The organism is Burkholderia sp. AU45251 (genome assembly GCF_030482905.1).
GTDB lineage: Bacteria > Pseudomonadota > Gammaproteobacteria > Burkholderiales > Burkholderiaceae > Burkholderia > Burkholderia aenigmatica.
In genome coordinates this window covers 62,177-74,831 of the sequence record NZ_JAUJQH010000009.1, presented here as the reverse complement: position 1 = coordinate 74,831, position 12,655 = coordinate 62,177, and the positions used below count along the sequence as shown (strand labels likewise).

At 68.1% G+C, this 12,655-nt stretch carries 13 protein-coding genes; 6 read left to right on the top strand and 7 right to left on the bottom strand.

The annotated features are described in order from the left end of the window. Positions 1–19: 19 nt before the first annotated feature. Entirely contained in the window at positions 20–424 is a 405-nt protein-coding gene (locus tag QZM67_RS19365) for a VOC family protein (protein WP_043191164.1), read from the bottom strand. A 169-nt stretch (positions 425–593) separates the two neighbouring features. Between QZM67_RS19365 and QZM67_RS19360 the strand changes: the two genes are divergently transcribed. Beyond that, complete coding sequence (locus QZM67_RS19360) at positions 594–926, top strand: helix-turn-helix transcriptional regulator (protein WP_043191161.1); 333 nt, start codon at positions 594–596, stop codon at positions 924–926. Continuing rightward, positions 919–1,383 (top strand): SRPBCC family protein, encoded by a 465-nt coding sequence (locus QZM67_RS19355; protein ID WP_175021623.1) that lies wholly within the window; start codon positions 919–921, stop codon positions 1,381–1,383. Before QZM67_RS19360 ends, QZM67_RS19355 begins: the two co-directional genes overlap by 8 nt. 100 nt (positions 1,384–1,483) lie before the next feature. Here QZM67_RS19355 and QZM67_RS19350 read toward each other — a convergent pair whose 3' ends face one another. The 6 genes from QZM67_RS19350 to QZM67_RS19325 form a co-directional block, all read right to left on the bottom strand. After that, entirely contained in the window at positions 1,484–2,785 is a 1,302-nt protein-coding gene (locus QZM67_RS19350; RefSeq protein WP_089449922.1) for a class I SAM-dependent RNA methyltransferase, read from the bottom strand. A 165-nt stretch (positions 2,786–2,950) separates the two neighbouring features. Further along, positions 2,951–5,065, bottom strand: coding sequence for a site-specific recombinase (locus QZM67_RS19345; RefSeq protein ID WP_175021624.1), 2,115 nt, complete (start codon positions 5,063–5,065; stop codon positions 2,951–2,953). A 450-nt stretch (positions 5,066–5,515) separates the two neighbouring features. Further along, a complete protein-coding gene (locus QZM67_RS19340; RefSeq protein ID WP_301805882.1) occupies positions 5,516–6,241 on the bottom strand; it encodes a membrane integrity-associated transporter subunit PqiC in 726 nt (241 codons plus the stop codon). After that, entirely contained in the window at positions 6,238–7,857 is a 1,620-nt protein-coding gene (locus QZM67_RS19335) for an intermembrane transport protein PqiB (RefSeq protein ID WP_175021626.1), read from the bottom strand. The genes QZM67_RS19340 and QZM67_RS19335 overlap by 4 nt, the downstream gene beginning before the upstream one ends. After that, positions 7,850–8,479, bottom strand: coding sequence for a paraquat-inducible protein A (locus QZM67_RS19330; RefSeq protein WP_043191145.1), 630 nt, complete (start codon positions 8,477–8,479; stop codon positions 7,850–7,852). Before QZM67_RS19330 ends, QZM67_RS19335 begins: the two co-directional genes overlap by 8 nt. Beyond that, positions 8,476–9,141 carry a paraquat-inducible protein A gene (locus tag QZM67_RS19325; protein ID WP_301805879.1) on the bottom strand — a complete coding sequence of 222 codons (666 nt, stop codon included), beginning with the start codon at positions 9,139–9,141 and terminating at the stop codon, positions 8,476–8,478. Before QZM67_RS19325 ends, QZM67_RS19330 begins: the two co-directional genes overlap by 4 nt. 258 nt (positions 9,142–9,399) lie before the next feature. On the opposite strand from QZM67_RS19325, the gene QZM67_RS19320 reads away from it, so the two are divergent. From QZM67_RS19320 to QZM67_RS19305, 4 genes are all read left to right on the top strand, one after another. Beyond that, entirely contained in the window at positions 9,400–9,960 is a 561-nt protein-coding gene (locus QZM67_RS19320) for a cytochrome b (RefSeq protein ID WP_301805877.1), read from the top strand. Positions 9,961–9,968: 8 nt separating this feature from the next. Then, the gene (locus tag QZM67_RS19315) at positions 9,969–10,529 is read left to right on the top strand and encodes a YceI family protein (RefSeq protein ID WP_043191137.1); all 561 of its coding nucleotides are present in this window, start codon (positions 9,969–9,971) and stop codon (positions 10,527–10,529) included. A gap of 65 nt (positions 10,530–10,594) precedes the next feature. Next, entirely contained in the window at positions 10,595–11,176 is a 582-nt protein-coding gene (locus tag QZM67_RS19310; RefSeq protein WP_043191135.1) for a YceI family protein, read from the top strand. Positions 11,177–11,359: 183 nt separating this feature from the next. Further along, positions 11,360–12,637: an MFS transporter gene (locus QZM67_RS19305; RefSeq protein WP_301805871.1), complete on the top strand. Its 1,278-nt coding sequence runs from the start codon at positions 11,360–11,362 to the stop codon at positions 12,635–12,637. The last annotated feature ends 18 nt before the right edge of the window (positions 12,638–12,655 follow it).

Genomic DNA, 12,655 nt, shown 5'->3' with positions numbered 1-12,655 from the left:
AGCCCGACGGCCGGTGCGCTCAGTGGCATTTCGGCGCGTGCAGGCCGACGCGGTTGCCTTCCGTGTCGATAAGGTAGCCGACGTAGCCGTAGTTGTTCGGCAACTCGACGACCGAGCCCTGCACGACGCCGCCCGCGCGCTTCGCGCGTTCGAGCGCCGCGACGACCGATTCGCCGGCGTTCAGGTAGACGAGTACGCCGTTCGCGCTCGGCTTCATCTGCTGCGGATCGAACACGATGCTGCCGCCCGTGCTCGATGCCTCGTGATCGAACGTGGCCATCGGCACGCCGCCGATGACTTCGCGCTGCAGCGTCGTTTGCAGCACGGTTTCGTAAAAGCGGATCGCCCGGTCGAAATCGAGGGACGGAATATCGAACCACGCGATCGCGCGCTCCAGGGTGGCGGTGGCAGTTGCGGACGTCATGACGTGCTCCTTGTTGCGTGGTTGTTCGGGTTCGGTGTGGAAACCGGCGATGCATTGCGCCGGGATTGCAGTGTGATCGCGCCCTGCTGACACCGTCTTGTCAGTAGAGTTGTCGCCCTTGACATGCAACTGTTTGGTTGCATAATAAGCGCATTGACCCGGGAGCGGCATGGATCTCGTTTTCAAGGCGCTGGCCGATGCCACGCGCCGCCAGTTGCTCGACCTGCTGCATGCGAAAAACGGACAGACCCTGTCCGAGCTGTGCGACGGGCTCGCGATGAGCCGGCAGGCCGTGAGCAAGCATCTCGCGCTGCTCGAGGCCGCGAATCTCGTCGCGACCACGTGGCGCGGCAGGGAGAAGCTGCATTACCTGAATCCGGTGCCGATCCACGACATCGCGGAACGCTGGATCGGCAAGTTCGAGCGTCAGCGCCTGCAGGCGCTGGCGGATCTCAAGCGCGGGCTGGAAGCGGCCGGCGATTCTGGAGGCAACGATGAGTAATCCCGCCTTTGTGTACGTGACGTTCATTGCGTCGACGCCCGAGCGCGTGTTCGATGCGCTGACCAACGCCGAGCTGACGAAGGACTACTGGGTGCGGCACCGCAACGCATCGCCCGACTGGCGGCCGGGTTCGCGCTGGGAACATCAGGACTACGACGATCCGTCGCGGGTCGACATCGTCGGCGAAGTGGTCGAGAACGATCCGCCACGCCGGCTGGTCGTCACGTGGCGCGCGCCGTCGGGGGAGAGCGGGGAATCGCGCGTGACCTACGTCGTCGAGCCGCACGAGGGCGTCGTGAAGCTGACCGTCACGCACGACGGGCTGGTGCCAGGCTCGGAGATGGATCGCGGGATTCGTGGCGGGTGGCCGGTCGTGCTGTCGAGCCTCAAGACGCTGCTCGAGACGGGGCAGGCGCTGCCGTTCACGACGGGGCGCTGGGAGCATTCGAAGCACTGAAACGAAACGCCGCCGTTGCCGCGGGTGCGGTAACGGCGGCGTTCCGGGTGCCGCAGCGGGGCCGCACCGGCGGCCCCGCTGCGATCATGATGCAGACAGGTTACGCGTCGCCTTCCGGCGTGGCCGGGCGCGCCTTCACGCTGCCGGCGATCAGGTCGAAGCGGAACAGCCGGCATTCGAGCGCGCCGTTGAACAGCGGCGTCTTCGCCGATTCGCGCAGCCGCAGCTGGCCCGGCAGCGAACGGTCGGACGTCAGCAGGAACGCCTGCCAGCCCGTGAAGCGCTGCTTCAGCGCATCACCGAGCGCGTTGAAGAACTCGCTGTCCGGCGCATCGGTGTGGGTGCGGCGGAATGCGTCGTCGTTGCCGCGATTGCGGCCCGTCTCGCGTACCTCGCCGCGCGCGCTGCGGCCACGCACCTCGATCCGCTCGCCGTACGGCGGGTTCGCGAGGATGATGCCCGGGCCGTCGCACGGCGGCGTCATCCCGCGCGCGTCGACCTGCTTGAGCCATACCGACGGCACGCCCGCGCGCTCGAGGTTCGCGCGCGCCTTCTCGAGCATGTCGCCGGAGATGTCGCTGCCGTACACGCCAAGCGCTTCGCTGCGTTTGCCGCGCGCCGCGCGCTTCGCGTCCAGTGCCGGGACCTTCAGCCCCTGCCACGCGGTGATGTCGTACTGCTTGAGTTTCTCGAAGCCGAACCGGCGCTCGACGCCGGGCGCCACGCCGAGTGCGATCTGCGCGGCTTCCGCGAGGAACGTGCCGCTGCCGCACATCGGGTCGTACAACGCCGTGCCGGGCGTCCAGCCCGTCAGGCGCAGGATGCCGGCCGCGAGGTTCTCGCGCAGCGGCGCCGCACCCTTGTCGAGACGCCAGCCGCGCTTGAACAGCGGTTCGCCCGACGTGTCGAGGTACAGCGTGCACTCGCCCGCCGTCAGGAAGGCAAACACGCGCACGTCCGGCGCACCCGTGTCGATGCTCGGGCGCGCGCCGGTCTTGTCGCGCATCCGGTCGCAGATCGCGTCCTTCACGCGCAACGTCGCGAATTCGAGGCTCTTCAGCGGCGACTTGATCGCCGTGATGTCGACGCGCAGCGTCTGCGTCGCCGCGAACCAGCGCTCCCACGGCTGCTCGAGCGCGAGCGCGTAGACGTCCTGCTCGTTGCGGTATGCGCGGTGCGCAATCTTCAGCAGAACCCGGCTCGCGATCCGCGAATGGAGGTTCGCGGCCATGCCGGCGGCCCAGCCGCCGCTGAAGTGGACGCCGCCCGGCACCTGCGCGCCCGCGGTGAACGGCGCGCCGTTCAGGTGGCGGCCGGCGATTTCGGCCAGCTCGGCGGCGAGCGCCGCTTCGAGGCCGCGCGGGCAGGGGGCGAAGAATTCGTACAGGGTGGGCGAGGACATAAGGCGGGTGAGGACGTGCAAAAGTCCACTATTGTACGCGGCGCGGGCGGCCGGGGCCGGCGTTGTGTCGCGTTTCGGTGCTGCGGCGCGGGCCCGGCGCCGCGCGAGCGCGCCCGGAGGCCGGCGCGGCGGTGCCCGGCCGGGCACCGCCATCGCGTCGCGGGCTCAGTGCGAGTCCGGCTGGCCGGCGCGCGCGGCCGGGCTGTTGCCCGGCCAGAACAGCGCGAGCGGGTTCGACAGTACCGTGCGGACGATCGCAGCGACGAGCGCGCGCACCTTGGTTCGGCGCAGGCTGCGCGAGCGCACGGCCATCGTGAACGCGAGCGCGAAGCTCACGAGCACGTTGAGGATCGCCATGCTGAGCACGCCGGCGCCGGCCCACCACAGCTCGGGCGTGCCGAGCGCGTCCTTGCCCAGCACGCCGAGCGCGATCCCGATCGAACCGGCCGACAGCGTCACGTGCCGTACCTCGAACGGGAACATGAATACGGTGACGATCGCCGGAATCAGGCCGAGCATCAGGCCGAGGCCGACGTTCGCGACCACGCCGGCCACGTTCGACCGGCAGAAGTGCGCGAGCTTCGCCGCGCCGGCCGCGCCGAGCGTGATGCGCAGCCGGCGGTTGTACGTGAGCGCGTCGCCGACCCGGTGCAGCACGAACCAGTTGTCGGCCCAGCCCGCGAGCAGGCTCGACGCCCACAGCAGCACGCCCGTCAGCGCCGCGTAGAGCGGCGTCGGGCCGAGCAGCGAAAACGAGCGCAGCGTCGCATGGGCTTTTTCCGGCGAGATCAGGTTCGCGTGCAGCAGGTTGCCCGCGAACAGCTGCACCAGCAGGCACACGGGCAGCACGACGAGCACGTTGCCGGAAATCGCGGCGGCCTGCGTGCGGATCAGCGCGATCACCGATGCCACGAACGCCTTCACGCCTTCCTCGTGGCCGGTGTCGTCGAGCTCGCGCGCGAGCGTCGGCGCGGTCATCGCGGGCTGCTTGGTCGCGAGCGTGAAGTGCAGGAAGTGCATCAGCATGAAGCTGGCCGCGTAGTTGACGCCCGCGAGCAGCCCTTCGAGCATCGACTGCAGGTGTGCGCCCGTGATCGCGAACTTCACGCACACGGTCACGACGGTGACGAGACCGCCGCCCGCGGCCATCCGCAGCATCTTCAGGTACTCGGCGCGGCCGCGCGAGATGTAGTGCTCGCCGGTGTCCGCGTTGGTCTCGACGAGCTTGCGCGCGAACAGCGAGAAGTTGCTGCGCACGAGGTGCGACACGCTCTGGCTGTTGTGGTTCGCGTCGATGAGCTCGGCCGTCAGGTGCGCCATCCCGTGCAGGTCGTCGCGCGCCATCCACGCGTTGAGCAGCATCTCGGCGCGCAGGATGCGCATGCGCATCCGCTCGACCTGGAACACGATGTCGACCGACACGCCGTTGCGGTACAGGTGCGAGAACACCTCGTCGACGGCGATCCGGCATTCGTCGAGCAGCACGCGCAGGTAGTTCACCTCGTGCAGCAGCTTGCTCGGGTCGCCGCCGTCCTCGACGGCCGCGTGCGCGGTCTCGACCGCGAGCATCGCGCGCGTGAGGCGGTAGAACGGCTGCGTTTCGAGCGGCTTGCGCGCATCGTCGTCGGAGAGCCGGCTGCGCACCGTCTGCGACAGGCCGGTCGAACTGATCTGACAGGTGAGGTTGTGCAGCGCGGCCAGCAGGTCGCGCGAGAACGAACCCGGCTCGTGGCGCTCCTCGTCGGTGATGTCGAACGAGATAAGCTCGGCGAGGCGGGCGAGCAGATCGTCGGGCAGCGCGTCGATCCATTGCGCGTCTTCCGGCGTCGGGAACATCAGCGTGAACAGCGCCGACAGCTCGCGGCGGTTCGGCGCGGGCGGGATCAGCGACGAGTCGATCCGCTCGAACAGCGCGCCGAAGAAGCCCGAGTGCACGGGCATGCCGGCGTCGCACAGGAGCGAGATGCCGTCGCACTCGCGCAGGATGCCGCGCAGGATGCGCGCGGCGTGCGTTTTCCACGCGGGATTGCGATCGAGCACGTGGAACAGGTAGCGCAGCCGCGCATGGGCCGGATACGCGCGCGCATCGGCGGCGCGATCGGCCGGCGCGTCCTGCATCGTGCCGATGCGGCGCAGCCAGTGCGCGAGCTCGATCAGCCATTCGCTGCGCTCGGCGTACGACGCATCGGCGTCGGCGTGCGCGAGCAGCGCATCGAGCTGGTGACCGGCATTGCGCGACGCGCGCCACTTCTTGATCAGGGTCGTCAGGGAACGAAACATAAACGGAATAGCGAAAGCCCTCGACGGGCGGGTTCGGGATGCCGGCCGGGGAAACGGCGCGGCGCCGGGGAGAACGGGTGAGACGGGGCCGGTTGCCGGGCGATGCGCGGCGACCCGCGATGCGGCTGCCCCGCTGCGGTGCACGCCGAACGCGTGCGGGCGCCGGGAGGCACGGCGGTCGGGCCGAACGCGGCCCGGCGCCGCTGGCTGGCGCGCACGACGAGCGGCGCGAGCCGGAAAGTGCGTAGGATCGTCAATCGGGCCGGAAAACGCAAGCCGACCGTATGGTATGACGCCGGTTCCGGCCGACTTTGACAAACAATGCAAAGTCGCCGTTCGGCGCGATCCGCGTGATGTGACGCAGGCGGCGGTCGGCGCGCGCTACCGGACGTACCGGGCCGGACGAAGCCGACCAACGCTGCTTCCGACGCTCGCCTGCGTGCCGAACGCTTACGTGCCGGACTTGCCTGTCGCGCCGGCGTCGCCGCCCGGTGTCGGGTTGGCCGGACACGGCACGACCGGCGCGGCGGCCGTCTTGCCGCCGGCCGTGGGCGCCGTCGCAGCCGGCACGCCGCGGCGCGCGGCCATCGTGCGCACGCCGGCCGCGGCTTGCGCGGCAATCACGTCGAGCGCGCGCCGGTGGCCGGCGACGAGCGCGTCGTAGCCGTCGGCGACCGGTTCCGCGACGCTCGTGCGGCAGGTCATCACGGCCTGCGTGGCGAGCGAGCGCACGCTCCACACGGCGTCGACCGCCGCGCGCTTGCCGGGCCACGATTCGAAGCGCTGCACGTTCACGCTGACGCGATACACGGGCACGCCGGGCGGGTGGGCGGAATTCGCGACGTCGATCGTGCCGAGCTGCGCGGCGAGATCGTCCGACAGCGCGCGGCGGATCTCGTCGGCGGGCGGCGACGCCCAGCGTTCCTGCTCGAGCACGTCGACCTGCGCGGCGTTCTTCTGCACGACCAGCTGGTTCTTCGCGATCTGCTCGGGCACGCCGACGGACGGTACTTCGATCAGGAACGCCGGGTTGGCCGGCGCGGTGCGCAGCGGCGCTGCGGCGTCGGCCGGGCTGAGCGTGTAGAACCGCGCGGGCGGCGAGCTGCACGCGGCGAGCGCGAGGGCGGCGACAGCCGCCGCCGCGCCGCTCGCGAAACCGTTCACGCGTGTCGTCATTGTTGATCTCCTGGCTTGCCCTTGAGCAGCGATTCGGGGTGGCGCTCCAGATAGTCGGAGAGCGCGTTCAGCGACTGCAGCGTGCGCGTGAGTTCTTTCAGCGCGCCGCGCACGTCGGATTGCAGCGGCGAATCCTGCTGCAGCGTCGCTTCGGCGGTCGAGAAGGTCTGCTTCGCGGCCGACAGCGTGTCGCGCGCTTCCGGCGCGACCTGCGTGTCGAGCTGCTTGAACAGCTTGTCGGCGTTCGACAGCGCGCTGTTCAGGTTCGCGCCGATCTGGTCGAACGGCACCTTGTCGAGCTTCTTCGCGATGTCGGCGACCTGCAGCTGCAGCTCGTCGAGCGTGTTCGGCACGGTCGGCAGCTCGAGCGGCTGGCGTGCCGTGTCGATCTGCACGGCCGGTGCCTTCGGGAAGAAATCGAGCGCGACGTACAGCTGGCTCGTCAGCAGGTTGCCGGTGCGCAGCTGGCCGCGCAGCCCGTGCCGGACGAGCCGCTCGACGATCTCGCGACGGGCCGGTTCGCCCTTGCTCTCGATCGTCTCGCGGAAGCGGCGGCCGAGGCGCTCCGGATAGATGTTCATCGTCACCGGCATCAGGAAGTTCTTCGTCTTCGGATCGAAGTCGATGCCGATATTGGTGACTTCGCCCAGCACGATGCCGCGGAAGTCGACCGGCGCGCCGACGCCGAGCCCGCGCAGCGACTGGTTGAAGTTCATCACGACCTGCAGCGGCTGGCCGTCCGGATCGCGCATCGCGTCGGCTTCGTCGGAGCCGAGCCGGAAGGTCGAGTTGTTCGCCGCGGTCGTGCCGGAGCCCTGGTTCGGCGGCGTCTGGAACGCGATGCCGCCGAGGATCACGGTGGCGAGCGACTGCGTGTTCAGCTTCAGGCCGCTCGAATCGAGCCGCAGGTCGACGCCGCTTGCCTGCCACCAGCGTGAGTTCACGCCAACGTACTGGTTGTACGGCGCGTTGACGAACACGTGGAACGTGACGCCGGTGCCGTCCTTGTCGAGCGAGAAGCCGACCACCTGGCCGACCTGCACGCGCCGGTAGTAGACCGGCGAACCGATGTCGACCGAGCCCAGCGAATCGCCACGCAGCACGTATTGCGTGCCCTTCTGGTCGCCGGTGACGGCCGGTGGCGTTTCGAGACCCGTGAAGTCGCTCTGGGTATCCTGCGAGCGCCCGGCGTCGACGCCGATGTACGCGCCGGACAGCAGCGTGCCGAGCCCCGACACGCCGGTCGCGCCGATGCGCGGCCGCACGATCCAGAAGCGCGAGTCCTTGACCGCGAAATCCTCGGCTTCCTTCTTCAGCTGCACCTGGACGAGCACGCGCGACAGGTCTTTCGACAGCTTGATCGTCTTGACCATGCCGATCTCGACGTCCTTGTACTTGACCTGGGTCTTGCCGGGCTCGAGCCCTTCGGCGCTGTGGAAGCTGATCGTGATTTCCGGGCCGCGCTCGCGCACGGACTTGATCACGAGGCCGATGCCGATCAGCGCGGCGATCAGCGGCACGAGCCAGACCAGCGACGGCAGCCAGCCGCTTTTCGTCGAGATCGTCGGATCGGGCGGCCGGGGCGCGTCGTGCTGCGGGCCTTGTGGACTATTCATGGTGATTCCCTGAGGTTTCGACTGGATCCCAGATCAGGCGGGGATCGAACTGCATCGACGCGAGCATCGTCAGGATCACGACGGAACCGAACGCGAGCGCGCCGGGGCCGGCCGTGATGATGGCGAGCGAACGAAAATGGACGAGCGCGACGGTCAGCGTCACGACGAAGATGTCGAGCATCGACCAGCGGCCGATGCGCTCGACGATCCGGAACAGGCGCGTGCGCTGCAGCGGCCGCCAGGCGGTGCGGCGCTGCGCGCTGATCACGAGGATCAGCAGCACGCCGAGCTTGAGCATCGGCACGAGGATGCTCGCGACGAACACGACGACGGCGAGCGGCCAGTCGCCCGAGATCCAGAAATAGATGACGCCGCTCATGATCGTGTCTTCCTGCGAGCCGACGATCGACGCCGTGCGCATGATCGGCAGCAGGTTCGCGGGAATGTACAGGATCGCGGCCGCGAGCAGCAGCGCCCACGTGCGCATCAGGCTGTTCGGCGTGCGGAAATGGAGCGCGCTGCCGCAGCGTGCGCAGTGTGCGTGCGGATGGTCGAGCGTCTGCACGAGGCCGCACACGTGGCAGCTGGCGTAGCCCTCGCGGGCGGCGGTCGGGATCGTCATCGGCGGGCGGCTTCCGGCAGCGGGGCGGCATCGTCGGGCTGCCCGGGCGAGCGCCCGGCGCGCAGGTCGTCGGCGATGTCCCACAGCGTGCGCGGATCGAACATCAGCACGACGGCGATCATCAGCGTGAGCGCGGCGAACGCGAACAGCGCGGCTTCGGGAACGACTCTTGCGAGACTCACCATCTTCACGATCGTGACGAGGATCCCGAGCATGAACACCTCGATCATCCCCCACGGCCGCACGAGCTCGATCGCGCGCAGCACCAGGTTGAAACCGGGCGGCACGACGCCGCGGCGGATCGGCAGCAGCAGGTACAGCAGCGCGGCCATCTCGACGAGCGGGAACAGCACGGTCGAGCAGAACACCATCACGCCGACGATCGCCATGTCCTGGCGCCACAGCGAATCGATCGCGCCGATCAGCGTGGTCTGCACACGGTTGCCGTTCACGTCCATTTCGAGGATCGGGAACGCCTGCGCGATCGTGAACGTGATCAGCGCCGCGAGCGCGAGCGCGCAGATCCGCTCGATCTGCGCGGCGCTGTTGCGATAGAGCAGTGCATCGCAGCGCGGACAGCGCGCGGATTCACGTCCGCTCAGGCGCGGTTTGTGCAACAGTGCGTCGCACTCGTGACAGGCAATCAGGTCGTTTCGTTGCATGGAAAAGGCAGTTGTGCGACGGCTGGGGAGACGCGTCGACGGGGCCGGAACCCGCGCCAATCTTACCAAAAGGCCTTTTTCGGTGTGTCAACGATCGTGTGTTCGGTGACTGATCGGTAACATGACAGGAAACCGTCAGCCGGCTGGCGCGCCTGTCTTCAGAGTCCGCGCGCGTCAAAAGGTTGCGGTAGCATGGCGCCCTTGACAAGCGTCGGACAAATTGCCGGCGCGGCTGTTCGCTGAACTGAGGAATCCAAGATGGCATCGAAATCGCTGCCGGCCACGCCGGTACGCTATACGCAGACTGCGATCGCACTGCACTGGCTGATCGCGCTGCTGATCGTCTGCGCGTTCGCGCTGGGCTGGGTGATGACCGACATCCCCGGCTTCACGCCGACCAAGCTGAAGTACTTCTCGTGGCACAAGTGGATCGGCGTGACGGTATTCGCGCTGGCCGTCGCGCGCGTGCTGTGGCGTGCGACTCATGTGCCGCCGGCGCTGCCGGGCGATACGCCGGCGTGGCAGCGTGCGGCGTCGCACGGCGTGCACATCCTGCTGTACGTGCTGATGATCGTGATTCCGGTGACGGGCTACCTGTACAGCTCGGCGTCGAACATCCCGGTCGTCTACCTCGGCATCGTGCCGCTGCCGCGGCTGATCGACCCCGATCCGGTGCTCAAGGAAACCTTCAAGACGCTGCACGTGTCCTTGAATTACATTCTGCTTGCGCTCGTCTCGCTGCACGTGCTCGCGGCGTTCAAGCACCAGTTGTTGGACCGCGACGGCCTGCTGTCGCGGATGCTCCCCTTTGCCAAATGAAGGATCCCATGAAAGTGTCTTTCTCCCGCTCCATGCTGACCGCCTTCGCCGCGGTGTCACTTCTCGCGTCGGGCGCGGCGCTCGCCGATGTCGACCTCGCGAAGAGCAAGGTGTCTGCCGTGTCGAAGCAGATGAACGTGCCGACCGAAGGCGCGTTCAAGAAATTTTCCGCGCAGGTGAAGTTCGATCCGGCGAAAGCCGCGCAGGGCAGCGCCCAGATGACGATCGACGTCGCGAGCTATGACCTCGGCGACAAGATGTACAACGACCAGGTCGCCGGCAAGGACTGGTTCGACGCGAAGGGGTATCCGCAGGCGACGTTCGTGTCGTCGGCGATCGCGCCGGCGGGCGGCAACAAGTACAACGTGACCGGCAAGCTGACGATCAAGGGCAAGTCCGAGAACGTCACGGTGCCCGTCACGGTCACGCAAAGCGGCGCGACGCAGACGTTCGACGGCGTGCTGCCGATCAAGCGTTCGGCGTTCAACGTCGGTACCGGCGAGTGGAAGGACACGTCGGTCGTCGCGGACGAAGTGCAGATCAAGTTCCATCTCGTCGCCACCAAGTAAGCGGCGGGCTGTCGCCTCACCTGAATGCCGCGCGAGGGCGCGGCGCCGTTCCAAGGAGAAAGAGTTTGAAAAAGCAACTGATCATCGCCGCGGGCGCGCTGGCCGCGTCGCTGTCGTTCTCGGCGTTTGCCGATAGCGCAACGTACCAGTTCGATCCGAGCCACACGTACCCGAGCTTCGAGGCCGACCACTTCGGCGGCCTGTCGGTCTGGCGCGGCAAGTTCGACAAGTCGAGCGGCACCGTGACGCTCGACCGCGCGGCGAAGACGGGTACGGTCGACGTGACGACCGACATCGCGTCGATCCACACCGGCAGCGCGAAGCTCGACGAGCACCTGCAGACGGCCGAGTTCTTCGACGTCACCAAGTTCCCGCAGGCGAACTACAAGGGCACGATCAAGTTCGACGGCGACAAGCCGGTGTCGGTGGTCGGCAACCTGACGATGCATGGCGTTACGAAGCCGGTGACGCTGAAGATCGATTCGTTCAAGTGCATGCCGCACCCGATGCTCAAGCGTGAAGTGTGCGGTGTCGACGCCGTCGGCGAATTCAGCCGCGACGATTTCGGCCTCGACTACGGCAAGCAGTACGGCTTCAAGATGAAGACGAAGCTGCTGATCACGGCCGAAGCCGTCAAGCAGCAGTAACGCTTCCGGCCGGGCCGGCCGCCGCGCTGGCCCGCCGCGAGTACACCGCCGCGTTCCCGTCAGGGGGCGCGGCGGTATTTTTTTGCGCGCCTATAATCGCCCGAGCGCCGTGCGCGGCGCCGGGCAGGCCGACGGCGCGCGCGAGTGCATCGAACAGAACGTACAACGACAAGGAGATCGCCGATGCATGCCGTCACGCAGTCCCGTTCCATTGCCTCGTCGCCGCGCGTGTGGCGCGCGGTGGTCGCCGCGTCGATCGGCAACGCGCTCGAGTGGTTCGATCTCGTCGTCTACGGCTTCTTCGCGGTGACGATCTCGAAGCTGTTCTTCCCGGCCGGCAACGACACCGTGTCGCTGCTGCTCACGCTCGGCACGTTCGGCGTGTCGTTCTTCATGCGCCCGCTCGGCGCGATCGTGCTCGGCGCGTATGCCGATCGCGAGGGCCGCAAGGCCGCGCTCACGCTGTCGATCCTGCTGATGATGGGCGGCACGCTGATCATCGCGGTGCTGCCTACCTATGAGACGATCGGCGTCGCGGCGCCGGTGATCCTCGTCGCCGCGCGGCTGATGCAGGGTTTCTCGGCCGGCGGCGAGTTCGGCAGCGCGACCGCATTCCTCGCCGAGCACGTGCCGGGCCGGCGCGGCTTCTTCGCGAGCTGGCAGGTCGCGAGCCAGGGGCTCACGACGCTGCTTGCCGCCGGCTTCGGCACCGTGCTGAACGCGCAGCTGTCGGCTGCGCAGATGGCGTCGTGGGGCTGGCGCGTGCCGTTCTTCTTCGGCCTGCTGCTCGGGCCGGTCGCGTACTACATCCGCACGAAGGTCGACGAGACGCCCGAGTTCCTCGCGGCGGAAGGCACCGCGAACCCGCTGCGCGACACGTTCGCGTCGCACAAGGCGCGCCTCGTCGCCGCGATGGGCGTGGTCGTGCTCGGCACCGTCGCAACCTATCTCGTGCTGTTCATGCCGACCTACGGCGTGAAGCAGCTCGGCCTCGCGCCGTCGGCCGCGTTCGCGGCGATCCTCGTCGTCGGCGTGATCCAGATGGCGTTCGCGCCGCTCGTCGGCCACTGGTCGGACACTTACGGCCGCGTGCGCGTGATGATCGCGCCGGCCATCGGCATCCTCGTGCTGATCTATCCGGCGTTCGCGTACCTGGTCGCGCATCCGGGCTTCGGCACGCTGATCGCGCTGCAGGTGCTGCTGGCCTTCCTGATGACGGGTTACTTCGCGGCGCTGCCGGGTTTGTTGTCCGAAGTGTTTCCGGTGCAGACGCGCACGACCGGGATGTCGCTTGCGTATAACGTCGCGGTGACGATCTTCGGCGGCTTCGGGCCGTTCATCATCGCGTGGCTGATCAAGGCGACCGGGATGAAGACCGCGCCGAGCTTCTACCTGATGTTCGCGGCCGTGTTGAGCCTCGTGGCGCTCGTCGTGCTGCGCCGGCGGTTCGGATTCCGGTAACCGGTCGGGCGGCGCGCG